The sequence below is a fragment of the Pseudomonas sp. 13B_2.1_Bac1 genome, assembly GCF_025466155.1.
GTDB classification, from domain to species: domain Bacteria; phylum Pseudomonadota; class Gammaproteobacteria; order Pseudomonadales; family Pseudomonadaceae; genus Aquipseudomonas; species Aquipseudomonas aylmerensis.
This window is the reverse complement of the sequence record NZ_JANLOH010000036.1, coordinates 1-23276: the sequence shown is the minus strand read 5'-3', so window position 1 is coordinate 23276 and position 23276 is coordinate 1. Positions and strand designations below refer to the sequence as shown.

Below are 23276 nucleotides of genomic sequence, written 5' to 3'. Positions count from 1 at the left end.
CGCGTTACAGGACCTGACGCAAGAATGCCTGGGCCCGTGGGTCTTTCGGCGCGTCGAAGAACTCGGCCGGGGCCGCGTCCTCGAGCAATTTGCCGTGATCGAAGAACAGCACCCGGTCCGCCACTTCCCGGGCAAAGCCCATTTCGTGGGTCACGCAGACCATGGTCATGCCTTCCAGGGCCAGGGTCTTCATGACGTCCAGCACTTCGCCGACCATTTCCGGGTCGAGCGCCGAGGTCGGTTCGTCGAACAGCATCACCTTGGGTTCCATCGCCAGCGCCCGGGCAATCGCCACGCGTTGTTGCTGGCCGCCGGACAGCCGCGACGGGAACTCGTTGGCTTTCTGCGCAATACCGACCTTTTCCAGCAGCGCCAGGGCCTTGGCCTCGCGCTCCTGCTTGCCGCGCTTGCGCACGACTTTTTGCGCCAGGCACAGGTTTTCCAGCACGGTCATGTGCGGGAACAGGTTGAAATGCTGGAACACCATGCCGACTTCACGGCGATAGGCGTTCACGTCGGTTTTCGGGTCGGCCAGTTGCAGGCCGTCGATGCTCACCGAACCCGAATCGAATTCCTCCAGGCCGTTGAGGCAGCGCAGGAACGTCGACTTGCCGGACCCCGACGGGCCAATGACCACCAGCACTTCGCCCTTGGCGACTTGAGTGGTGACGTTATCCACCGCGCGCACCACATGGCCACGGGTGTCGAAGACTTTTACCAGATCGCGGACTTCAATCACTTTGCGCGAGCCTCCGCTCAAGCCGGCTGGCCATTTTCGACAGCGGCAGGTTGATCAGCAGGTACAGGCCTGCCACGCAGAACAGGATTTCAAACGGCGAGAACGAGGTGGTGATCACCTCGCGGCCACTCTTGAGCAGTTCGGTAATCGCGATCACCGACACCAGCGAGGTGTCTTTCACCAGGCTGATAAATTGCCCGGCCAGCGGCGGCAGCACGCGCTTGAACGCCTGCGGCAGGACCACGTGGCGCATCGACTGGCTGGCACTCAGGCCCAGGGAGCGCGCGGCTTCGTTCTGGCCACGGGTGATGGACTGCACGCCGGCACGAACAATCTCGGCCACATAGGCACCAGTGAACAGCGACAGTGCGGCGATCCCGGCAAACTCGCGGGACAGGTTGAGGACCGTGCCGATAAAGAAGTAGAAAATGAAGATCTGCACCAACAGCGGCGTACCACGCACCAGTTCGACGTAGATCGTCGATAGATCGCGTGAGGTCGGATTAGTGGACAGACGGCACAACCCGGTCGCCAAACCAATCGCCAAACCGAGAATGCCGGACACCACCGACAGCCACAACGTGGTCCACAAGCCCCACATCAGTGGCCCCAACGCCCAATGCCGGGTCACACCGACCACATCGCCCTCGGCCACATCGTCACCGCGCGCCACTTGCAGGCTGTTGTCGGCCACGCTGAGCTTCTGCTCCACGCCGGCATCGTTGCGCAGGGTCACTTCGGCCACATCGCCTTTGCGCACCAGCTCGACCACGGTGGAGATATCGGCGGCACGCTGCGACGTTTCGGCCTGATAGGCGAAGTACTGCGGTACGCGATTCCAGCGCCATTCGTAGGACATCATCGACGTGGCGTAGTACAACGCGCCGGCTAGGCCGACCAGCACGACCACGGTCAGCAGGTGCCAGGGCCATTGGGCTTTTTTCTGTTTCATTTCAGGTTCCGGAAAATTGTATCGCCAGGCAGGCCGCCATCGCGGGCAAGCCCGCTCCCACAATGTTCGATGTCAGCCCTGACAACTCGGTCAACTGTGGGAGCTGGCTTGCCTGCGATACAGGCAACTCGGTCTCGGCCTTATTCCATGTCCTTGAGCCACTCGGAGCTCTTGAACCACTTGTCATGGATACGATCGTAGGTGCCGTCGTTGCGGATCTGGTGCAGGAAGTTGTTGATGTAGTTGATGCTGTCGTAGTCACCCTTTTTCAGGCCAAACGCCAATGGTTCGAAGGTGAAGGGTTCTTCCAGGAATACCAGCTTGCCGTTACCGACTTTTTTCTCGGCAACCACGTTGTAGGGGGCGTCATACACAAAGGCGTCGGCCTTGCCGTTGACCACGTCCAGCACGCCTTCCTGCTCGTTGTCATAGCCGTGGTACTTGGCCTTGGAGATCAGCTTCTTGGCGACCATCTCACCGGTGGTGCCGAGCTTGGAGGTCAAGCGGTATTTCTCGTCGTTCAAGTCCTTGTAGGACTTGATGGTGCCTTCCAGGTCCTTGCGAATCAGCAGGGTCTGGCCGACGACGATGAAGGGTTCGCTGAAGTTCAGGCGCAGGTTGCGCTCCTGGGTCAGGGTCATGCCGCTGCCGATCATGTCGAACTTGCCGGTAAGGAACGCCGGGATGATCCCGTCATAACCGGTGGAGACCAGCTCCAGCTTGACGCCCATGGACTTGGCCAGGGCCTTGAGGATGTCGACTTCGAAGCCGATGATCTCGCCACGCTTGTCGGTCATCTCGAACGGCATGTAGGTCGGGTCCATGCCGACTTTCAGCGTGCCGCGCTTGACCGCATCGTCGATGGCGCCGGCCTGGGCCGCAGTGGCGGCAACCAGCGCCGTGACGCCGAGCAGCAGCATCGAAAGATACTTTTTCATCATCAAGTCCCCTGAACGTTTCTTATGAGGTCGGCGCGCAAACGGGCTGCACCATTTCGGGGTGCGATCCTAACCCACTCGATGCCTGTCACAAAGGTTTCACGGGTAATTGTTATCGGCGTATGTCGCAAAGGCCCCACAACGGTGCAGCCAAGCGCAGGACTAGACGCATGCACACGGCAAAGCGCCAACGGATTGATGTGTAAGAAGTTATGACTTTCAGTGGATTTCCTTCAACCAGGCTGTGTCTTTAAACCACTTGTCGTGCAAGCGATCATAGGTGCCGTCCTGGGCGATCTGATTGAGGAAATGGTTGATCCAGTTGAGGCTGTCGAAATCGCCCTTTTTTACTCCAAACGCCAGTGGCTCGAAGGTGAACGGCTGCTCCAGGGCCAGCAGCGCGCTGTTTTCCGGACGCCCCAGGGCAATCAGGTTGTAGGGCGCATCGTGGATAAAGGCATCGGCCGCACCGGTCACCACCTGATGCACGCCCTCCTCCGGCGTGGCAAAGGTGCTTAATCGCGCTGCGGCGAGAAAGCGTTGCGCCGCCGCCTCGCCCGTGGTGCCTTCGGTGGTGGCGATGCGGTAGCTGGCGTCGTCGAGGTCTTCAACGCTGCCGACCTTGCCGAGCAGGCTGGGGTGCAGCAGAACGGACTGGCCGACCACGATGAAAGAGTCGCTGAAATTCAGCTTCAGGTTGCGCTCCTGGGTGACCGTCATGCCGCTGCCGATCAGGTCGAACTTCTTCGCCAGCAACCCCGGCATCAGCTCCGTATAGGGCACGCTGACCAGCTCCAGCTCCACCCCCAGGGCCTGGCTCATCACCTTGAGCAGGTCGATTTCAAAGCCGACGATATGCCCCTGTTTGTCGGTCATTTCAAACGGAACGTAAGTGGGCGTAGTGCCCACCTTGAGCACGCCGCGCCGAACGGCGTCATCAATGGCCCCGGCCTGGACCAGGCCGATGTGCAGCCACGCGACAGCGACTATCAGCAGTGCCGAACAATACCGTTTACTCATGAATCCCCCTGTGACTACGTCAAATTCGGGGCGATGCTAACCCAGCCGCGCGCACGGCAATACGCCTCGGGCGAGGGTCTTTTGTTTCGAAATAACAAGGAGTTAGAGAGATACGGAAGAGGCTCGAAACGCTGTAGGACACGCGTCACGAACACCCCCGAGGAGAATCCTCGGGGGCGTCTGAATCAGGCCGGTTGGGCCTGGGACGACAGCGGTTGCAGCGGCAGCAACGGCGCGTGCGGGTCGGCCTTGATCGAGTCACGCCAGGCGGCGAGCCACTCGGGGTGCCCTTCGCTCCAGACCTGCTCGTGCAGGCGGGCCAGGGCTACCGGATCACTGAGCAAGGCCAGGCGCTCGGCATTGTTGAGGCCGGCAGGGCCGACTTTCAACGCATGACGCACACGCTCGATACGCACATACTCGATCGGCTCCGCTTCACGGTGCCGCGAGGTCGCCAGGGCGCAGGCCAGGGCGTTCTGCTGCGGGTCGACCACCGAACGCACGAAGCCGTCGTTGAGCGCGTGCCAACGGTTTTCGTGGGTGTACTTCTCGGTCGACAGCAGGGCTTGCGGCGGATTGTATTCCTCAGGGATCAGGAACAGGCTCTCGTCACGCGACTTGAGGCCCAGCTTGACCCGGCTGGAAATCACCGACACCGGGATCGACAGCATCAGCGAACCGACGATCGGGATCAGCCACCACAGGAAACTTGGGTTCAACCACACCACCAGGAGCGCCCACAGGAAGCCGAGCACGGTTTGCGGACCGTGGCGCTTGACCGCCTCGCTCCAGGGGGTGGAGTCGTCGTCACGCTGCGGCGAATTCCAGGTCGCGGCCCAGCCGAGGAACGCGGCAAGTACGAAACGCGTGTGGAAAATCATCCGCACCGGCGCCAGCAGCATGGAGAACAACATCTCCAGCAGCATCGACAAGGTCACCTTGAACTTGCCGCCGAACTCTTTCGCGCCCTTGGCCCAGATCAGGATGATGCTCAGCAACTTGGGCAGGAACAGCAGCACGATGGTGGTGGAGAACAGCGCCACCGCCTTGTCCGGATGCCATTGCGGCCACAGCGGGTACAGCTGGCGTGGCGCCATGAAGTACTGCGGCTCCATCAGGGTGTTGACCGCCAGCAACGCGGTGGACAACACCAGGAAGAAGAACCACAACGGCGCCGACAGATAAGACATCACACCGGTCAGGAACACCGCGCGGTGCACCGGGTGCATGCCTTTGACGAGGAACAGGCGGAAGTTCATCAGGTTGCCGTGGCACCAGCGACGGTCACGCTTGAGTTCGTCGAGCAGGTTCGGCGGCAACTCTTCGTAGCTGCCCGGCAGGTCGTAGGCAATCCACACGCCCCAGCCGGCACGGCGCATCAGCGCAGCCTCGACGAAGTCGTGGGAGAGGATCGCACCGGCAAACGCACCCTTGCCCGGCAACGGCGCGAGGGCGCAGTGCTCGATAAACGGCTTCATGCGGATGATTGCGTTGTGACCCCAGTAGTGGGATTCACCCAGCTGCCAGAAGTGCAGGCCGGCAGTGAACAGCGGGCCGTAGACGCGGGTGGCGAACTGCTGCATGCGTGCATACAGGGTGTCCATGCCCGACGCACGCGGCGCGGTCTGGATAATCCCGGCATCCGGCGTGGCTTCCATCAGGCGGACCAGGCTGGTCAGGCATTCGCCGCTCATCACGCTGTCGGCGTCGAGGACCACCATGTACTTGTAGTCACCGCCCCAACGACGGCAGAAGTCGTCGAGGTTGCCGCTCTTGCGTTTGACGCGACGGCGACGGCGGCGATAGAAGATCTTGCCGAAGCCGCCGGCTTCGCGGCACACGTCGAGCCAGGCTTGCTGCTCGGCGATACAGATGTCGGCGTCATTACTGTCGCTGAGCACGAAGAAGTCGAAACGATCCAGGTCGCCGGTGGCGGCCACCGACTCGAACGTCGCGCGCAGCCCCGCAAACACACGCGGCACGTCTTCGTTGCAGATCGGCATCACCAACGCGGTACGCGCATCTTTCGGGATCGGCTCGTCGCCGGCACTTTTACCGGAGATCCGGTATTTGTCGTGGCCGGTGAGCAACTCCAGGAAGCCCATCAGCGCGGTCCAGAAACCGGCCGAAACCCAGCAGAACAAGATCCCGAACATGATCAGGATGCTGGTTTGCAGGGCGTAAGGCAGTACCTGGGTGGCGGTTTGCAGCAGGGTCTGGTTGCGGATCTCGTCGAAGTCGACCAGCGACCAGCCCTGGTACGGCATGATGCCTTTCATGTACCAGCCGGCGACGATGGTCTGGCCGAGCATCAGCACCAGCAGGATGTAGCGGCGGATCGAACCGACGGTGCGCCAGCGCGCAGCCGGCAACACACGCTCGTCTTTCGGCGGCTTCGGCGGGTTGGTGCGACCGGTCAGGCGCCGCCAGCCACGCACCAGGATATTGGTGCGCCATGGCTCAGGCACGACCTTGGTACGGCGAATCGGCGGCGTGGCCTTGAGGCACACGCGGCCGTTGGCGTCGAGCGCGAGCATTTCGGCGTCTTGCAGCTCTTCGGCCGTGTTCAGGGTCAGCCGGCGGCCGACCGACGCCTGGGCGGCATCGACCGGCGCATCGAACGTCGACGACGACAAGCGCTCGTGCAGCTCGGTGAAGGATGTGCAGCCCGCCAGTTCGGCGCGCTGCTCAGCGGTCATCGGGAGATGCGCCAGATACTCGGAGAGAGTCTCTGGCTGGACTTGAGAATTACTCATCGGCAGGCAACTGATAGCTCCAGGTTTCGGTCAGGACTTGCTCGGTCTTGATCGGCTCCGGCGTGGCTGGGGCAGCTTCTGGCTGCTTGGCTTCCTTGTCTTTCGCGTCTTTCTTGGCCTGTTTCTCGTGCTGCTTGGCCAGGACCTTGTCAGCCTTGAGCACTTGCGTCGAAACCTGCTCCGGCTCCGGCTGCACGATGTCTTGCACCAGTGCGGCGCGCATTTCGGTCGGCTTGCCTGCGTCCTTGATCTTCATGCGCAGGGTCAGGCGCCAGCCTTTGGTGTGCTCGTTGTAACGCACGCTGTTTTCCACGATTTCAGCGTTGTCACCCACGCTCACCTGGCTGCGCACCGGGGCGTCCGGCAGCAGTTTTTTCAGGGACGGACCTTCGAAGTCGACCAGGTAGGCAACGCTGCCATCCGGCTGACGGATCAGGTTCGATTGCTTCACATCACCGGTGGAACGCAGGGTCTGCTTGACCCAGGCGCTGTCCGGCGAGTGGAACGCGGCGTCGTCCAGCGTCCAGTGCAGGCGATAGGCAACATCCAGCGGCTTGCCGACTTCCGGCAATTCGGCCGGGCTCCAGAACGCCACGATGTTGTCGTTGGTCTCGTCGGCGGTCGGGATCTCTACCAGGTCGACGGAACCCTTGCCCCAGTCGCCTTCAGGCTCGATCCAGGCGCTTGGGCGCTTGTCGTAGTTGTCGTCCAGGTCTTCGTAGTGGCTGAAGTTGCGACCGCGTTGCAGCAGGCCGAACCCACGCGGGTTCTCGACGGTGAAGTTGCTGACCGACAGGTGTTTAGGGTTGTTCAGTGGGCGCCAGATCCACTCGCCGTTACCGGCATGGATCGACAGGCCGCTGGAATCGTGCAGCTCGCGACGGTAGTTGAGGACCTTGGACGGCTGGTTGGCGCCGAACAGGAACATCGAGGTCAACGGGGCTACGCCCAGCTTGCTGACCTTGTCGCGCAGGAACATCTGGGATTTGACGTCGACCACGGTGTCGGTGCCCGGACGCAGGATCAAGCGGTAGGCGCCGGTGGCACGTGGCGAGTCCAGCAGGGCGAAGATCACCAGGTGCTTGTCACCCGGCTTCGGGCGCTCGATCCAGAACTCGGTGAAACGCGGGAATTCTTCACCGGACGGCAGCGCGGTATCAATCGCCATGCCACGGGCGGACAGGCCGTAGACCTGGTCCTTGCCCACGACGCGGAAGTAGCTGGCGCCAAGCATGGTCATGATTTCGTCTTGCTTGTCGCCCTTGTTGATCGGGTACAGCACGCGGAAACCGGCATAACCCAGCTGTTCGGTGGCCTTGGGATCAAACTTGACGTCACCGAAATCGAAGCGCGTCGGGTCGTATTTGATTTCCTGGACGCTGTCGGCAGTGACTTCGTTGATTTTCACCGGTGTATCGAAATGCATACCCTGGTGATAGAAGGACAGCTTGAACGGGGTGTTCTGATCGGCCCACTCGGCTTTTTCGTTGCGGAAACGAATCTTTTGGTAGTCAGCGAATTTCATTTCGCGGAATTCGTTCGGCAGATTGCTGCGCGGAGCTTCGTATTTCTGCCCGGCCAGCTCTTTTGCCTTGGCCGACACATCATCCAGACTGAATGCCCACAGTTGACCCGCGCCGAACAGGCAAAACAGGGCAGAGCCCGTCACCAGTGCGTTTCGTAACCGTTTGGCAGACAATTTTGGTGCATTACAGGGACTAACAATCACGAGCAACCCTCGCCGAAAACAGATCAAAAAACCAACGGCCAGCTATCTATATGCCAGGTTGGCGAGCATTGTTCCGACTCCCCTGGGTCAAAATGATTCCCCAATGGCGATCGGACAAGTCTCTACCTAAGTCAAAAATGGACCAAACAACGCTGATCCCCGTAGCGCGCGATTATCTAGTAGCCCGCGAGACAACGCATCAGGGACAACGAAGTATTTGTAGCGAAACCCTGCGTTTTTAGGCATTAAAGTCGTTTTTAATACATTCATGTCTGTAAGAGGAAGGTCACAGGGCCATCATTGACCAAATGCACCTGCATATCGGCGCCAAAACGCCCCGACGCCACCTTGCCATGCAATTGTTGCGCTTGTAACAGCAAGTGATCAAATAGCGCCGCTCCGAGGGCGGGCGGTGCCGCCGTGGAGAAGCTTGGCCGCAGCCCGCTTTTGGTGTCCGCCGCCAGCGTGAACTGCGACACCAGCAGCAAACCACCGCCGATGTCCTTCAACGACAGGTTCATCTTGCCCTCGTTGTCGCTGAACACACGGTAGTTAAGCAGCTTGTGCAGCAGCTTATCGGCACTTTCGGGCGTATCCGACGGCTCCACGGCCACCAGCACCAGCAAACCCTGGTCAATCGCCCCGACGATTTCGCCATCTACTTCGACGCGGGCGCCACGCACCCGTTGCAACAGGCCCTTCATGCTTCTTCTGGCGGCAGATCAAGCAGGCGGCGTGCCATTTCGGCGGTCGCACGCACCAGCGCATCGGTAATACCCGGCTCGGACGCGGCATGGCCCGCCTCGCGGATCACCTGCAGCTCGCTGTTGGGCCAGGCCTGATGCAGCTCCCAGGCGTTATCCAGCGGGCAGATCATATCGTAGCGCCCATGAATGATTACGCCAGGCAGATGGGCGATCTTGTGCATGTCGCGAATCAGCTGGTTGGGCTCCAGGAAGGAGTTGTTGGTGAAGTAGTGGCACTCGATGCGCGCAATCGACAGCGCACGTTGCGGCTCGGAAAAACGCTCCACATGCTGCGGGCTCGGGCACAGGCCGAGCATGCGCCCTTCCCAGCCGGACCAGGCCTTGGCCGCGTGCATCTGGGCGATCTGGTCGTTGCCGGTCAGGCGCTTGTGGTAGGCCGTGATCATGTCATGACGCTCATCGGCCGGGATCGGCGCGATGTAGTCCTGCCAGTAGTCCGGGAACAGGCGGCTCGCGCCCTCCTGGTAGAACCAGTGGATATCCTTAGGGCGGGCCAGGAAGATGCCGCGCACGATCAGGCCATGCACACGCTCGGGATGGGTTTGCGCGTAGGCCAGCGCCAGGGTTGACCCCCAGGAACCGCCGAACAGCACCCATTTGTCGATGCCCAGGTGTTCGCGGATGCGCTCGAGGTCGGCGACCAGGTCCCAGGTGGTGTTGTTTTCCAGGCTGGCGCGTGGCGTGGAGCGCCCGCAGCCGCGCTGGTCGAAGGTGACGATGCGGTACAGGTTCGGGTCAAAATAGCAGCGGCTCTGGGCGTCGCAACCGGCACCGGGGCCGCCATGAATGAAGACAACGGGCAAGCCCTCGGGGGAGCCACTTTCATCGACGTACAGCGTGTGGGTGTCATCGACGGCCAGATCGTGCCGGGCGTAGGGTTTGATCTGCGGGTACCAAGTCTGCATTGCGCGCTCCGTAGGGGGTCGGGTTCATCCCTGGGGGGACGTCTTTTATTTTGCCGTCTGGCACTATAAACCCGAATTGTGCAATGAGCATGTCCTTGAGCACTTAGACCTGTGTCAGCCCTTCGCTCCTGAGGTAGTCCAACAGATAGCCGTACAGCCGGTCGACTTCCGGCACCTGGCCACGCGCGCGCAAACAGCCATGGACCAGGCCTTTGCCGGGGTACAGCACGGCGGCCACGCCTGACTGTTGCAGGCGTTCGGCGTAAAGTATGCCGTCGTCGCGCAGCGGGTCGAACTGGGCCACGGCGACCAGTGCCTTGGGCAAGCCGCTGAAATCCCTGGCCAGCAGCGGCATCGCATAGGCCGACGGCTTGCCCGCGCCGCGCAGGTAAAGTGCCAGGTAGCAATCGGTGTCGGCGGTGCTGAGCAGCGGCGCGTCCATGCAATCGCGGCGCGAGGGCAAATCGGCCGGGCCACCCAGGCCGGGGTAGATCAACACTTGGGCCCGGGGCAACGGCTGCCCGTCGTCGCGCAAACCCAGGCATAGCGCCGCCGCCAGGTTGCCGCCGGCACTGTCGCCGATCACCGCCAGGCGTTGGGGGTCGATGGCATACGGTGCCGCCCCCGCCTGGAGCGCCTGCCACACCGCGCGGCAATCCTCATAGGCCGCCGGAAACGGGTGTTCCGGCGCGAGGCGGTAGTCGATGGCGATCACCAGCACCTGCAACGCGCTGGCCAGTTCGAAGCAGATGAAGTCATGGGAATCCAGCCCGCCGACCACCCAGCCGCCGCCGTGCATATAGAGAAGACAGGGCCAGCCCTGCGCCGGCATGGGCGTCGTCGGCACGTAGCTGCGTACACCGACGCCGCCGAGGGCGAAGTCCTTGAGCGTCAACCCCTCACGCAAGGGTGGGGTGAACGCCTGGCACATACGGTCGTAGTTTTGGCGCAGCCCAGCCAGGGAGGAGTCGTCGCTGGTGAAGGACTCGGTCCTGGCGACAAAAGCTGCCATCTGCGGAGAAATCGGGTACATGCGCAAATATCCCTGACAATGGAGATCCACCTGTGGGAGCGGGCTTGCTCGCGAAGGCGGTGTATCAGTCGCCTGATGAGTTGGCTGACCTATCGCATTCGCGAGCAAGCCCGCTCCCACATTTGCTTTGCATTGTTTGATCTAGCGAGCCCGGCTCAGGGTTTCAGCTTGGCTTGTACGGACGCCACGCCATCGCTGCCATCAAATGCAGTCACCCCGGCCAGCCAGCGCTGCAAGTCCTCCGGATGGTCGCGCAACCACTGCTTGGCCACGTCCTGCGGCGACTGGCGCGCCATGATCGGCACCATCAACTGGCTCTCCTGGGCGGCGGTGAAGGTCAGGTTTTCCAGCAGGCGGTTGGCGTTGGGGCAGCGCTCGGCGAAATCCGGGGCGGTGACGGTGGACACCGTGGCACGGCCCTCATTGGCGCCGAACACGTCTTCGCTACCGGTGAGGTAGGCCATTTTCATGTTGATGTTCATCGGGTGCGGCGTCCAGCCCACGAACACCACGAACTCCTTGCGATTCACCGCTCGCTGCACGGCGGCGAGCATGCCGGCTTCGCCGGAGGCCACCAGCTTGAAGTCGCCCAGGCCGAAGTGGTTGGTGTCGATCATTTTCTGGATATCAGTATTGGCGCCGCTGCCGGGCTCGATGCCATAGATCTTGCCGCCGAGCTGGTCCTTGAAGCGGGCAATATCGGCGAAGGTTTTCAAGCCGGCGTCGGCCACGTATTGCGGCACGGCCAAGGTAGCTTGGGCGTCGGCCAGGCTGGGCGTGTCGAAGACCTTGACCTGCTTGGCGGCCAGGAACGGCGCGATGTTGTTGTCCATCGCCGGCTTCCAGTAGCCGAGGAAGATATCCAGGCGTTTGTCGCGGATGCCGGCAAAGATGATCTGCTGCACGGCGCTGGTCTGTTTGCTGTCGTAGCCCAGGCCATTGAGCAGCACATCGGCCATGCCCGAGGTGGCGACCACGTCGGTCCAGCTGACCACGCCCATGCGCACGGTTTTGCACGAGGCGGGTTCAGCCGCCATGGCGTGCGCACTGAGCAGCGCGGCGCCGGTAAGCGTCAACAGGTAACGGGTGAACAGTCTTTTCATGAAAGAGGTCTCACTCGGCAGCTTTATTGTGGGGAGTGGCGTCTGGTGCGCCGTACCCACAACCTTACCCAGCGAGAACACTGTCCACACGAACTGGGGCGACCGGCAGTTGCACTGGGGCGACTGTGAGGGCCCCCTTCGCGAGCAAGCCCGCGCCCACATTCAGACCGCACGCTCATGTTGGAACTTGGTCAAGTGTGGGAGTGGGCTTGCTCGCGAAAGCTGTTGCAGCAGCAGCGAAAACTACCGGTAGTGCTGCTGCCCCCAGGCCAACACCCCTTCCAGCAACTGCTTCAATACCACCCGCGTCGGCTCGGCCAGGTCAGGCCGATAACGGAACGGCTCAAACTCTTCCATATAGGCGCTCTGGCACAACTCCAGCTGCACGGCGTGGATATCCTGCGCCGGGTCGCCGTAGTGCCGAGTGATATGCCCGCCTTTGAAACGCCCATTGAGCACGTGGGTGTACTGCGGATGCGCGGCGCAGATGGCTTCCAACCGGCTCGCCAGCTCAGGGTCGCAGGCCGCGCCGTTGAAGGTGCCGAGGTTGAAGTCCGGCAGCTTGCCGTCGAACAGGTGCGGGATCACCGAACGGATCGAGTGCGCATCGAACAGCAATGCGTAGCCGAACTCGGCCTTGAGCCGCGCCAGTTCTTCTTGCAGGGCGCGGTGATACGGGCCCCAGATCTTTTGCAGGTAGCTGGTACGCTCGGCCTCGCTTGGCTCCAGGCCTTCGCGGAACAACGGCACGCCATCGAACAGGGTCGCCGGGTACAGACCGGTAGTGGCGCCGGCGTACAAGGGTTTGTCGTCTGAAGGCCGGTTCAAGTCGATGACAAATCGCGAGTATTCGGCCGACAGGGTGCTGGCGCCCAGTTCCTCGGCAAAGTCATACAGCGTAGGGATATGCCAGTCGGTGTCCGGCAGGCTTTGCGCCTCGGGGATCAGGCCCGCTTCCACCGCAGGCGTCAGGCGCACGCCGGCGTGGGGCATGCTGATCAGCAGCGGCACACGGCCTTGTTTGAAATTGAGAACCTTATCCACAGCAGCACTCCTCATACGGTGACGTCGACGCCATGGCGCACGACGCGTTTATCCAGCTCGCCGCCCAGCCAATAGGCCAGGTCAGCGGGACGATCAATCTGCCAGGCGACGAAATCGGCGACTTTGCCCACCTCCAGCGAGCCATGGGTGTCGCCCATCCCGAGGGCGGTGGCCGCATGTTGGGTGGCGCCGGCCAGGGCTTCTTCCGGGGTCATGCGGAACAGCGTGCAGGCCATGTTCAGCATCAGGCGCACCGACAACGCCGGCGAGGTGCCAGGGTTGAGGTCGCTGGCGATGGCGATTTTCACACCGTGCTTGCGCAGCGCCTCCATCGGCGGCAACTGGGTTTCACGCAGGAAGTAGAACGCCCCTGGCAGCAACACGGCGACGGTGCCGGCGGCGGCCATGGCGATGGCGTCTTCCTCGGTCATGAATTCCAGGTGATCGGCCGACAACGCGTGGTAACGCGCCGCCAGGCTGGAGCCATGCAAGGAGGACAGTTGCTCGGCGTGCAGCTTCACCGGCAGGCCGAGTTGCTGGGCGACCTTGAACACGCGCTCCACCTGCGCCGGGGAAAACGCCAGGTATTCGCAGAACGCGTCGACCGCATCCACCAGCCCCTGCGCCGCCAGCGCCGGCAGCATCTCGCTGCAGATATGTTCGATGTAGTCGTCGGCGCGATCCTTGTACTCCGGCGGCAACGCATGAGCCGCCAGGCACGTGGCCCGCACGCTGACCGGCAGCGCTTCACCGAGGCGCCGCGCCACGCGCAGCATCTTGCGTTCGTTGACCAGGTCCAGCCCGTAGCCGGACTTGATCTCTACCGTGGTGACGCCATCGCGCAGCAGACTGCGCAGGCGCTTTTCGGCGCTGGCAAACAGCTCGTCCTCGCTGGCAGCGCGGGTGGCACGCACGGTGCTGGCAATCCCGCCGCCTTGGGCCGCGATCTCGGCGTAGCTCACGCCTTGGAGGCGCTGCTCGAACTCGCTGCTGCGATTGCCACCGAACACGGTATGGGTGTGGCAGTCGATCAGCCCGGGGGTGACCCACGCGCCTTGCAGGTCATGCACCTGCGCGTAATTCGCGCTCGGCACCTGGCTGCGGGGGCCGATCCACTCGATGAGCGAATCGGCGGTCACCATGGCGGCATCCTCGATGATCGAGTATTTGCCGCCGGCCATGGTTGCGACGTGGCAGTGTTGCCAAAGCGTTTTCATCAACGCCTCCCTAAGTTATCGATGAGACAAAGCCGGGTCGTAATGGACCTTGGCCGCCTGCCCGGCAGCGGGCTTGACCCACAGCAGGTAGGCAACGACCAGCAACACGATCCACACCGCCCCGACCAGCAAGGCTGCCTGGGTGTCCGGGAAATAACCCAGCACGCCAAACACGAACAGCATGAACACAATGGCCGCGGCCGGCGCGTAGGGCCAGAACGGTACCGGGAATTTCAAGTCGGCCACCTGCTCCTGGGTCATGGAGCGGCGCATGGCGACTTGGGTAAACAGGATCATCAGCCACACCCACACGGTGGCAAAGGTGGCAATCGAGGCGATCAGCAGGAACACGTTTTCGGGAATCAGGTAGTTGAGTACCACGCCGCCGAGCAACGCCGCCCCCATCACCACCACGGTCATCCATGGCACACCGTGCCTGGACAATTGCGCAAAGTCCTTGGGCGCCTGCCCTTGCTGGGCCAGGCCATACATCATGCGCCCGGCGCCGAAGATGTCGCTGTTGATCGCCGACACCGCCGCCGAGATCACCACGATATTGAGAATAGTCGCCGCCGAACCGATGCCCAGGTTGCTGAAAATCTGCACGAACGGGCTGCCCTGGCTGCCGATCTGCGGCCACGGGTAGATCGCCATCAGCACAAACAAGGTCAGCACATAGAACAACAGGATGCGCAGCGGCACGGCATTGATCGCCTTGGGGATCACGCGCTGCGGGTCCTTGGCTTCACCGGCAGTGATACCGATGATTTCGATGCCGCCAAACGCGAACATCACCACCGCGAACGAGGCGATCAGGCCGCCGATGCCGTTGGGCATGAAACCGCCGTGGGCCCACAGGTTGCTGATCCCGCTGGCGTGCGTTTCGCCCGCCGAATGGATGCCGAACAGCATGATGCCGAAGCCGCCGAGGATCATCGCCACGATGGCGCCGACCTTGAGCAACGACAGCCAGAACTCCATCTCGCCAAACACTTTGACGTTGCACAGGTTCAGGCCGCCGATCAGAAACACGATGCCGAGCACCCAGACCCAGCGCGCAACCTCGGGAAACCAGAAGCCCATGTAGATGCCGAAGGCGGTGACGTCGGCGAGGCAGACGATGATCATTTCAAAGGCGTAGGTCCAGCCGAGGATAAAACCGGCCATGGGGCCCAAGTAGGTGCTGGCGTACTGGCCGAAAGAGCCGGCCACGGGGTTGTGCACAGCCATTTCACCGAGGGCGCGCATGACCATGAACACCGCGGCGCCGCCGATCAGGTAGGCCAGCAGCACGGCGGGGCCCGCCATCTGGATGGCAGAGGCGGAGCCGTAGAACAGCCCGGTGCCGATCGCCGACCCCAGTGCCATGAAGCGAATATGTCGGGCTGATAGCCCGCGTTTCAAACCTTTTTCTTGCTGGTGCATTTCTCGTCCCTAATTATTCTTATGAAGAGAAGATCGTTCCCACGCCCTGCGTGGGAACGCATCCTATGACGCTCCGCGTCACGGCTCTAAAAGCAGACGCAGAGCGTCCAGGGCGGCATTCCCACGCAGCGCGCGGGAACGAGCAGTTACAGACTTGGCAACAGCTTGGCCGGCACCAGTTCATTCAAGCAGCGGCTGGCGAGCAGGTCGGTGGCGGCGATGATGTCCGGGGCGAAGAAGCGGTCCTTGTCGTAGAACGCCACTTTGTCGCGCAGGATGCCACGCGCTTTTTCCAGCTTCGGCGAGGTCTTCAAGCCTTCACGCAGGTCCAGGCCTTGGGCGGCTGCCAGCCATTCCACGGCGAGGATTCCACGGGTGTTTTCGGCCATTTCCCACAGGCGCTTGCCGGCTGCGGGGGCCATCGACACGTGGTCTTCCTGGTTGGCGGACGTTGGCAGGCTATCCACGCTGTGCGGATGCGCCAGCGCTTTGTTCTCGCTGGCGAGTGCGGCGGCAGTCACCTGGGCGATCATGAAGCCGGAGTTGACCCCGCCGTTGCCCACCAGGAACGGCGGCAGTTGCGACATGTGCTTGTCCATCATCAGCGAAATACGCCGTTCGCTCAGCGAGCCGATTTCAGCGATGGCCAGCGCCATGTTGTCAGCGGCCATGGCCACCGGTTCGGCGTGGAAGTTACCGCCGGAAATCACATCGCCTTCAGCGGCAAATACCAAGGGGTTGTCCGACACGGCGTTGGCTTCGATCACCAGCACTTCGGCGGCCTGGCGGAACTGGGTCAGGCACGCGCCCATGACTTGTGGCTGGCAACGCAGGGAGTACGGGTCTTGCACCTTGTCGCAGTTCTGGTGCGACTGGGAGACCTGGCTGCTTTCACCCAGCAGGTCGCGATAAGCCGCCGCCGAGTCGATCTGCCCACGCTGGCCACGCGCGGCGTGAATGCGCGCGTCGAACGGCGAGCGCGAACCCAGCACGGCTTCCACGGTGAGCGCACCGCACGCCAGCGCGCCGGCGAACAGGTCTTCGCCCTCGAACAGGCCACGCAGGGCATACGCGGTGGACACCTGGGTGCCGTTGAGCAGCGCCAGGCCTTCCTTGGCGGCCAGGGTCAACGGGGTCAGGCCGGCGATTTTCAGCGCGGCGGTCGCCTCCAGCCATTCACCCTTGTAGCGCGCCTTGCCTTCGCCGAGCAGCACCAGCGACATATGCGCCAATGGCGCCAAATCGCCGGAAGCACCGACCGAACCCTTGAGTGGGATATGCGGGTACACCTCGGCGTTGATCAGCGCGATCAGCGCGTCGATCACTTGCCGACGAATCCCGGAGAACCCGCGGCTCAGGCTGTTGACCTTGAGCACCATGACCAGCCGCACCAGCGCATCGCTGATCGGCTCACCAACGCCGGCGGCGTGGGACAGCACCAGCGAACGCTGGAGGTTTTCCAGGTCTTCGCTGGCGATGCGGGTCGAGGCCAGCAGGCCGAAACCGGTGTTGATGCCATAGGCGGTGCGGTTCTCGGCGAGAATCTGCTCCACGCAGGCGACACTGGCTTCGATCTGGGCCGAGGCGCTGTCATCCAGACTGAGGGTTACCGGCTGCTGGTAGATGGCCCGCAGTTGGGCGAGGCTCAGTTGGCCTGGAATCAGGTTTAGCGCAGTCACATTCATGCTCCTTTTGAATTATTTTCAGTGCAAATGGGGAATTGTCTGGTGCAGCACGGCAGTGTCCTGAAGCAATGCAGCGGCGGCCGCAATGTCCGGTGCCAGCCAGCGGTCCTGCTCATAGGCCGGCACCACTTCACGCAGCAGGCGCCAGGCGCTGTCGGTGCCCGCGCCGAAGCGCTGCTCCTTGAGGAATTCAAAGGCCTGGGCCGCCAGCAGGTACTCGATGGCGAGGATCTGCGTGACGTTGGCCAGCACCTGGTGCAGCTTCAGCGCGGCGTTGGTGCCCATGCTCAAGTGGTCTTCCTGCAGGCCCGAGGTGACGAAGTTGTCGAGCACCGCCGGTTGCGCCAGCTGGCGGTTCTGCCCGCACAGCGAGGCGGCGACGTACTGCACGATCATCATCCCGGAGTTGACCCCGGGATTGCTGACCAGGAACGCCGGCAGGCCGCTGACGTGCGGGTTGATCAGGCGGTCCAGGCGGCGCTCGGCCACCGAGCCGATTTCGGCCATGGCGATCGCCAGCATGTCGGCGGCCAGCGCCACGGACTGCCCGTGCGGGTTGGCCTGGGACACCACGCGGTAATTGTCCGGGGTACCGAGCACCAGCGGGTTGTCGGTGGCGCTGTTGAGTTCGGTTTCGATCTGGCGGGTCGCGTGCTCCACCTGGTCGCGCGCCGCGCCGTGGATCTGCGGGATCGAGCGGATGCTCAGCGCGTCCTGGGTGCGGATGCCTTTGCTGCTGGCGATCACTTCACTGCCGTCGAGCAGCGCACGCAGGTTAATGCCGACATGCTGCATGCCCGGGTGCCGCTTGAGCGCGATGATTTCTGCATCGAAGGCATCGATCTGGCCGCGCTGGGCTTCAAAACTCATGGCACCGATCACGTCGGCCCACTGCAGCAAGTGATGCGCATCGGCCAGGGCCAGGCAGCTCAGGCCGCTCATGCACGGTGTGCCGTTGACCAGGCACAGGCCGTCCTTGGCGCCAAGCACCACCGGCTGCAAACCTTCTTCGCTGAGGGCCTGTTGCGCCGCGACGATCCGGCCCCGGTAGCTCACAGTGCCGACACCGAGCAAGGCCACGCCGACATGGGCCATATGGGTCAGGTAACCCACCGAACCCTGGGACGGCACTTGCGGCGTGATGCCGTGGTTGAGCAGCGCCAGCAGCGAATGCACCACCTGCGGATGCAGGCCGGATTTGCCGTGGCTGTAGTTGATGACGGCCGCGCAAATGATCGCGCGGGTCTGCTCGTCGCTCAGCACCGGGCCGACGCCGCAGGCGTGGCTCAGCAGGGTATTGCGCGACAGCTGGCTGAGTTGCTCGCCCTTGAGCGACACGTTGCACAGCGCGCCCAAGCCGGTGTTCACGCCATAGGCGCGCTCGCCGCTGGTGACGATGCGCTGCACGATGGCCTGGGCATTGTCGATCCGCGCCCAAGCCTGGCCCGAGAGTTCGAGGACCGCGCCATGGCGAGCGACGGCGACGACGTCCTGCCAGCGCAAGGGGGCGTCGGCGATGATGATTTTTGCAGCCTGGGACATCGTTGACCTCTTCATGTTTATCGTTCCCACACTCTGCGTGGGAATGCCACCTGGGACGCTCTGCGTCCCGCTGTTAGAGGTGACGCAGAGCGTCACGGGATGCATTCCCACGCAGAGCGTGGGAATGATCAGCTACACCACCGCCGCCCGCCGCTGGACGAACCGGTCCACATACTCATCCGCCGGCGAATGCAGGATCTCGCGCGGGGTGCCGACCTGGATCAGCTTGCCGTCCTTGAGGATCGCAATGCGGTTGCCGATGCGCACGGCCTCGTCGAGGTCGTGGGTGATGAACACGATGGTCTTGTGCAGGGTCTTTTGCAGCTCGAGCAACTGGTCCTGCATTTCGGCGCGGATCAGCGGGTCGAGGGCGCTGAAGGCTTCGTCCATCAGGATGATGTCGGTGTCGGCCGCGAGCGCACGGGCGAGGCCGACGCGCTGGCGCATGCCGCCGGAGAGCTGGTGCGGGTATTTGTTTTCGTAGCCCTTGAGGCCCACGGTTTCAATCCAGTGCAGCGCACGTTCGGCGCAGACCTGCTTGGTTTCGCCACGCACCTTGAGGCCGTAGGCGACGTTGTCCAGCACATTCTTGTGGGGCAGCAGGCCGAAGCTCTGGAACACCATGCTGATCTTGTGCCGACGGAATTGACGCAGCGCTTCCATATCCAGTTGCAGGATGTCTTCGCCGTCGACCAGGATCGCGCCGCTGGTGGGGTCGATCAGGCGATTGAAGTGGCGCACCAACGTGGACTTGCCGGAACCCGAAAGGCCCATGATCACGAAGATCTCACCGGTGCCGATGCTCAGGGACAAGTCGTTCACCCCGACCACGCAACCGGTTTCGGCCAGGACCTGGTCTTTGCTCTTGCCTTGGCCGATCAGCGACAGCGCATCCTTGGAACGGGCGCCGAAGATCTTGAAGACGTTTTTGACTTCGATTTTGCTGACAGTAGTCATTTGCTCGCCTCATGCCGTGGACGACCATAGGCCTGGGTAATGCGGTCGATGACCACTGCAAGAATCACGATCGCCAGCCCGGCTTCGAGGCCACGGCCGACGTTGAGGGTCTGGATGCCGACGAGGACGTCCTCACCCAGCCCACGGGCGCCGATCATCGAGGCGATCACCACCATCGACAACGCCATCATGGTGGTCTGGTTGATCCCGGCCATGATGCTCGGCAGGGCCAGCGGCAGTTGCACGCCGAACAGTTGTTGCCAACGGTTGGCACCGAAGGCGTTGATCGCTTCCATGACTTCGCCGTCGACCTGGCGAATGCCCAGGTCGGTGAGGCGGATCAACGGCGGTGCGGCGTAGATCACCGTGGCGAAGATCGCCGGGACCTTGCCCAGGCCGAACAGCATCAGCACCGGGATCAGGTACACGAAGCTGGGCATGGTTTGCATGATGTCGAGCAACGGCATCAGTACCGAGCGCAGGCGATTGCTGCGCGCCGACAGGATGCCCAGCGGGATGCCGATCAGCACCGAGATCACCGTGGCGACCATCATCAGCGCCAGCGTCTGCATCAGCTTGTCCCACAGGCCGACCGCACCCACCAGAAACAGCAGGCCGACGATCACCGCCGTGGTCACCACCTTGCGGGTGGCGTGCCAGGCAACTGCGCCGACGATGGCCAGCATCAGCCACCAGGGCGCCGCACGCAGCAACCCTTCCAGGTTGACGATGGCCCATAGCAGGGTGTCGGAGATGTGCCGGAACACATCACCGTAGTTGGTGACCAGTGAATCCACCCAACCGTTGACCCAGTCGGCAATGGAAAACGTAAAACTCTCAGGAAACATATCGTGCTCTCGATCCAGTGGGTTGTGGCCAGGCGCCCGGCCACCCCTGAGGGTAGCCGGGCACACTTGACCTACAAGGCCGCGTCGATTTTCTTGGCTGCGTCGTCGCTCACCCAGGCGTGCCAGACTTCAGGATGTTCCTTGAGGAAAATTTTCGCCAGTTTTGGCGACTCAATTCGCTCCTTGGCCATGCGACCCAGGTTCTGGTTCAGCAGGTCGATCGGCAGGTTGACCTTTTCCAGCACGGCCACCAGTTCCGGCGCCTGCTCGTGGAAGGTCTTGGACAAGCCGACCTTGATGCTCACGCTTTTATCGACGCCGGGTTTTTCTTCAAGCTTGACCAGGTCGACCTGGCCCATCAGCGGCGTTGGCGACCAGTAGTAGAACAGGATCGGCTCGCCACGCTTGTAGCTCGACAGCACCGCCGCATCCAGCGCCGGGCCGGTGCCTGGACGGAAGTTGGTGTAGGTGCTTTCCAGGCCGTAGCTCTTGAGCATTTCGCTGTTGTCCAGCTCGCAGGTCCAGCCGGCCGGGCAGTTGTAGAAACGGCCCTTGGACGGCTCTTCCTGGTCCTTGAACACCGAGGCGTACTTGGCCAGGTCAGCGATGTTTTTCAGGTCCGGCGCCTTGGGTTCAAGCTTGCGCTTGGCGTCGCCTTCGATCACGTAGCGCGGCACGTACCAGCCCTCGACAGCGCCCACCACAGGGGCGCCGACGCCGACGACTTTGCCGGCCTTCTCGGCCTTGTTCCACACTTCGCTGCGGCCTACCCACTCCTCGGCGAAGACCTGGATGTCGTTGCTGCTCAGGGCGTTTTCCATGGTGATGGAGTTGCCCGGCAGGCTGTCGGTTTTGCAGTCGTAGCCTTTTTCCAGCACGGTCTGCAGGATGTCGGTAAGCAACATGCCGCTTTCCCAGTTCAGGCCGGCGAATTTCACCGGTTTGCCGGACTCGCACCAACCGGCCGCCTGGGCGCCGGCAGTGGCCAGCAAGCCTGCAGAGAACAGAGTGGCCAACAGGGTTTTATGCATTTTCATTGTTGTGACGCTCCCAATCTTGAAATGGATTACGGCAGTCAGTAGGCATCCTGCCCTGTCCACGTCCCATCAGGCTTGTGCGGCCAGCCCGTTTGTCGTCGTCGGTGCAGCGCCCTGCTCTATCGGCAGGATCAGGTGTTCAGGAATCGCGCTGTGCCACTTTTTCGCAGCCCAGTAATACAGCGCAGCAGGCACCACCAGGCCGATGATCCAGGAGATATCGGTGTCGCCAAGGCTGGCGACCAGTGGGCCGGTATAGAAATGCGTGGAGATGAACGGCATCTGGATCAGCACGCCGAACACGTAGATGCCGATGCCCATCAAGTTCCAGCGGCCATAACGACCATTGGGGTTGGACAGCGCCGGAATGTCGTAGCGTTCCTTGGTGATGCAGTAGAAATCCACCAGGTTGATCGCGCTCCACGGCGTGAAGAATGCGAGCAGGAACAGGATGAACGCGGAGAAGTCCTTGAGGAACGAGTCCTTGCCCAGCAACGCCAGCGCGGCGGCAATCGATACCATCAGGAAGATGTACAGCAGGCGCACCGCACTCGAGATGTGCCTGCTGCCACGAAAGCCGCTGATGATCGTCGCGATGGACATGAAGCTGCCGTAGGCATTGAGGGTGGTCACCGTGACCTTGCCGAAGGCGATGCTGAAATACAGCAGCGCCGCGACAATCCCGGTACCGCCCAGGCCGACGATAAATGACACCTCATGATGGGCGAATTGCGAGCCGGCCAGGGCCGCCGCGAACACACCGAACACCATCGATGCCTGCGCCCCGATCACCGAACCCAGGCCCACGGCCCAGAAGGTTTTCGATGCTGACGTGCTACGTGGCAAGTAGCGCGAGTAGTCCGCCACATACGGGCCAAAAGCGATCTGCCAGGAGGCCGACAGCGAAATCGCCAGGAGGAAACTGCTGAGGGAAAAATGTTTGTTGTCCAGCAGGGCACCCACGTCGTTGCCCGCCAGCAGCTTGTAGAACAGGTAGATGAAGGCCACCACCCCCAACACACTGGCCACGCGACCGATGCCGTGGATGACGCGGTAGCCGAAGACGGTAAACACCATGATCAGCCCGGCAAACAGCACGATGCCGACCCAGTCTTCGACGTGCAGCAACTGCGCTACCGCCTGCCCTGCCAGCAATGAACCGCTGGCCGAAAAGCCGACATACATCAGGCACACCAGCACCAGCGGGATCACGGCTCCATACACGCCGAACTGCACGCGGCTGGAGATCATTTGCGGCAAGCCCAGTTGCGGGCCTTGCGCCGCATGCAACGCCATGACGCCGCCGCCCAGCAGTTGCCCGATCAACAGACCGATCAACGACCAGAACACATCACCGCCGAGCACCACGGCCAGGGCCCCGGTGACGATGGCAGTGATCTGCAGGTTGGCACCCAGCCACAGGGTGAACTGACTCAATAGACGACCGTGTCTTTCCGCTTCCGGGATGTAGTCGATCGAACGCCTTTCGATCAACGGGGTGGTGCTTGCACGTACGTCATTTGCAGCCATGTGTGTTCAACCTCTGATGGATTGTTCATAAAGCCTGGGTAAAACCGCA

The 23276-nt window shown here is 62.3% G+C and carries 18 protein-coding genes and 1 pseudogene; all 19 read right to left on the bottom strand.

Annotated features, from left to right (window positions below):
- Positions 1 to 4: 4 nt before the first annotated feature.
- Complete coding sequence (locus NTD80_RS07520; RefSeq protein ID WP_058423697.1) at positions 5 to 739, bottom strand: amino acid ABC transporter ATP-binding protein; 735 nt, start codon at positions 737 to 739, stop codon at positions 5 to 7.
- A complete protein-coding gene (locus NTD80_RS07515) occupies positions 732 to 1691 on the bottom strand; it encodes an amino acid ABC transporter permease (RefSeq protein ID WP_262132948.1) in 960 nt (319 codons plus the stop codon). Before NTD80_RS07515 ends, NTD80_RS07520 begins: the two co-directional genes overlap by 8 nt.
- A gap of 140 nt (positions 1692 to 1831) precedes the next feature.
- A complete protein-coding gene (locus NTD80_RS07510; RefSeq protein WP_065899930.1) occupies positions 1832 to 2629 on the bottom strand; it encodes a transporter substrate-binding domain-containing protein in 798 nt (265 codons plus the stop codon).
- A 219-nt stretch (positions 2630 to 2848) separates the two neighbouring features.
- Entirely contained in the window at positions 2849 to 3649 is an 801-nt protein-coding gene (locus tag NTD80_RS07505; protein ID WP_262132946.1) for a transporter substrate-binding domain-containing protein, read from the bottom strand.
- 183 nt (positions 3650 to 3832) lie between these two features.
- Positions 3833 to 6405 (bottom strand): annotated as a pseudogene (gene mdoH / locus NTD80_RS07500) (glucans biosynthesis glucosyltransferase MdoH); the annotation flags it as partial.
- On the bottom strand, positions 6398 to 8077 hold the full coding sequence (locus tag NTD80_RS07495; protein WP_207200698.1) for a glucan biosynthesis protein G: 1680 nt from the start codon (positions 8075 to 8077) through the stop codon (positions 6398 to 6400). The gene NTD80_RS07495 and the pseudogene mdoH, both read right to left, overlap by 8 nt.
- Positions 8078 to 8400: 323 nt before the next feature.
- Positions 8401 to 8838, bottom strand: coding sequence for a D-aminoacyl-tRNA deacylase (dtd, locus tag NTD80_RS07490; RefSeq protein WP_262132945.1), 438 nt, complete (start codon positions 8836 to 8838; stop codon positions 8401 to 8403).
- Positions 8835 to 9806, bottom strand: a complete 972-nt coding sequence (pip, locus tag NTD80_RS07485) for a prolyl aminopeptidase (protein ID WP_262132944.1) — start codon at positions 9804 to 9806, stop codon at positions 8835 to 8837. The genes dtd and pip overlap by 4 nt, the downstream gene beginning before the upstream one ends.
- A gap of 103 nt (positions 9807 to 9909) precedes the next feature.
- On the bottom strand, positions 9910 to 10839 hold the full coding sequence (locus tag NTD80_RS07480) for an alpha/beta hydrolase (RefSeq protein ID WP_262132943.1): 930 nt from the start codon (positions 10837 to 10839) through the stop codon (positions 9910 to 9912).
- A gap of 155 nt (positions 10840 to 10994) precedes the next feature.
- Positions 10995 to 11942, bottom strand: coding sequence for a choline ABC transporter substrate-binding protein (locus NTD80_RS07475; RefSeq protein WP_262132942.1), 948 nt, complete (start codon positions 11940 to 11942; stop codon positions 10995 to 10997).
- A gap of 243 nt (positions 11943 to 12185) precedes the next feature.
- A complete protein-coding gene (gene hutG / locus NTD80_RS07470; protein ID WP_262132940.1) occupies positions 12186 to 12986 on the bottom strand; it encodes an N-formylglutamate deformylase in 801 nt (266 codons plus the stop codon).
- Between the two features lie 11 nt (positions 12987 to 12997).
- Positions 12998 to 14203 carry an imidazolonepropionase gene (gene hutI / locus NTD80_RS07465; protein WP_262132938.1) on the bottom strand — a complete coding sequence of 402 codons (1206 nt, stop codon included), beginning with the start codon at positions 14201 to 14203 and terminating at the stop codon, positions 12998 to 13000.
- Between the two features lie 15 nt (positions 14204 to 14218).
- On the bottom strand, positions 14219 to 15628 hold the full coding sequence (locus NTD80_RS07460; RefSeq protein ID WP_262132937.1) for an amino acid permease: 1410 nt from the start codon (positions 15626 to 15628) through the stop codon (positions 14219 to 14221).
- 146 nt (positions 15629 to 15774) lie between these two features.
- The gene (hutH, locus tag NTD80_RS07455) at positions 15775 to 17313 is read right to left on the bottom strand and encodes a histidine ammonia-lyase (protein WP_120447424.1); all 1539 of its coding nucleotides are present in this window, start codon (positions 17311 to 17313) and stop codon (positions 15775 to 15777) included.
- Positions 17314 to 17331: 18 nt separating this feature from the next.
- Positions 17332 to 18855 carry a histidine ammonia-lyase gene (gene hutH / locus NTD80_RS07450; RefSeq protein WP_262132934.1) on the bottom strand — a complete coding sequence of 508 codons (1524 nt, stop codon included), beginning with the start codon at positions 18853 to 18855 and terminating at the stop codon, positions 17332 to 17334.
- A 132-nt stretch (positions 18856 to 18987) separates the two neighbouring features.
- Positions 18988 to 19812, bottom strand: a complete 825-nt coding sequence (locus NTD80_RS07445; protein WP_262132932.1) for a glycine betaine/L-proline ABC transporter ATP-binding protein — start codon at positions 19810 to 19812, stop codon at positions 18988 to 18990.
- Entirely contained in the window at positions 19809 to 20660 is an 852-nt protein-coding gene (locus NTD80_RS07440; protein WP_012721776.1) for an ABC transporter permease, read from the bottom strand. The genes NTD80_RS07445 and NTD80_RS07440 overlap by 4 nt, the downstream gene beginning before the upstream one ends.
- Before the next feature lie 71 nt (positions 20661 to 20731).
- Positions 20732 to 21697 (bottom strand): ABC transporter substrate-binding protein, encoded by a 966-nt coding sequence (locus tag NTD80_RS07435; protein ID WP_065899842.1) that lies wholly within the window; start codon positions 21695 to 21697, stop codon positions 20732 to 20734.
- Between the two features lie 69 nt (positions 21698 to 21766).
- Complete coding sequence (locus tag NTD80_RS07430; protein WP_262132930.1) at positions 21767 to 23227, bottom strand: purine-cytosine permease family protein; 1461 nt, start codon at positions 23225 to 23227, stop codon at positions 21767 to 21769.
- Positions 23228 to 23276: the final 49 nt, after the last annotated feature.

Excerpts from the sequence above, each read along its gene's own strand:
- NTD80_RS07515 (WP_262132948.1), bottom strand. The coding sequence starts at position 1,691 with ATGAAACAGAAAAAAGCCCAATGGCCCTGGCACCTGCTGACCGTGGTC.
- NTD80_RS07510 (WP_065899930.1), bottom strand. The coding sequence starts at position 2,629 with ATGAAAAAGTATCTTTCGATGCTGCTGCTCGGCGTCACGGCGCTGGTT.
- NTD80_RS07505 (WP_262132946.1), bottom strand. The coding sequence starts at position 3,649 with ATGAGTAAACGGTATTGTTCGGCACTGCTGATAGTCGCTGTCGCGTGG.
- dtd (WP_262132945.1), bottom strand. The coding sequence starts at position 8,838 with ATGAAGGGCCTGTTGCAACGGGTGCGTGGCGCCCGCGTCGAAGTAGAT.
- pip (WP_262132944.1), bottom strand. The coding sequence starts at position 9,806 with ATGCAGACTTGGTACCCGCAGATCAAACCCTACGCCCGGCACGATCTG.
- NTD80_RS07480 (WP_262132943.1), bottom strand. The coding sequence starts at position 10,839 with ATGTACCCGATTTCTCCGCAGATGGCAGCTTTTGTCGCCAGGACCGAG.
- NTD80_RS07475 (WP_262132942.1), bottom strand. The coding sequence starts at position 11,942 with ATGAAAAGACTGTTCACCCGTTACCTGTTGACGCTTACCGGCGCCGCG.
- hutI (WP_262132938.1), bottom strand. The coding sequence starts at position 14,203 with ATGAAAACGCTTTGGCAACACTGCCACGTCGCAACCATGGCCGGCGGC.
- NTD80_RS07460 (WP_262132937.1), bottom strand. The coding sequence starts at position 15,628 with ATGCACCAGCAAGAAAAAGGTTTGAAACGCGGGCTATCAGCCCGACAT.
- hutH (WP_120447424.1), bottom strand. The coding sequence starts at position 17,313 with ATGAATGTGACTGCGCTAAACCTGATTCCAGGCCAACTGAGCCTCGCC.
- hutH (WP_262132934.1), bottom strand. The coding sequence starts at position 18,855 with ATGTCCCAGGCTGCAAAAATCATCATCGCCGACGCCCCCTTGCGCTGG.
- NTD80_RS07445 (WP_262132932.1), bottom strand. The coding sequence starts at position 19,812 with ATGACTACTGTCAGCAAAATCGAAGTCAAAAACGTCTTCAAGATCTTC.
- NTD80_RS07440 (WP_012721776.1), bottom strand. The coding sequence starts at position 20,660 with ATGTTTCCTGAGAGTTTTACGTTTTCCATTGCCGACTGGGTCAACGGT.
- NTD80_RS07435 (WP_065899842.1), bottom strand. The coding sequence starts at position 21,697 with ATGAAAATGCATAAAACCCTGTTGGCCACTCTGTTCTCTGCAGGCTTG.
- NTD80_RS07430 (WP_262132930.1), bottom strand. The coding sequence starts at position 23,227 with ATGGCTGCAAATGACGTACGTGCAAGCACCACCCCGTTGATCGAAAGG.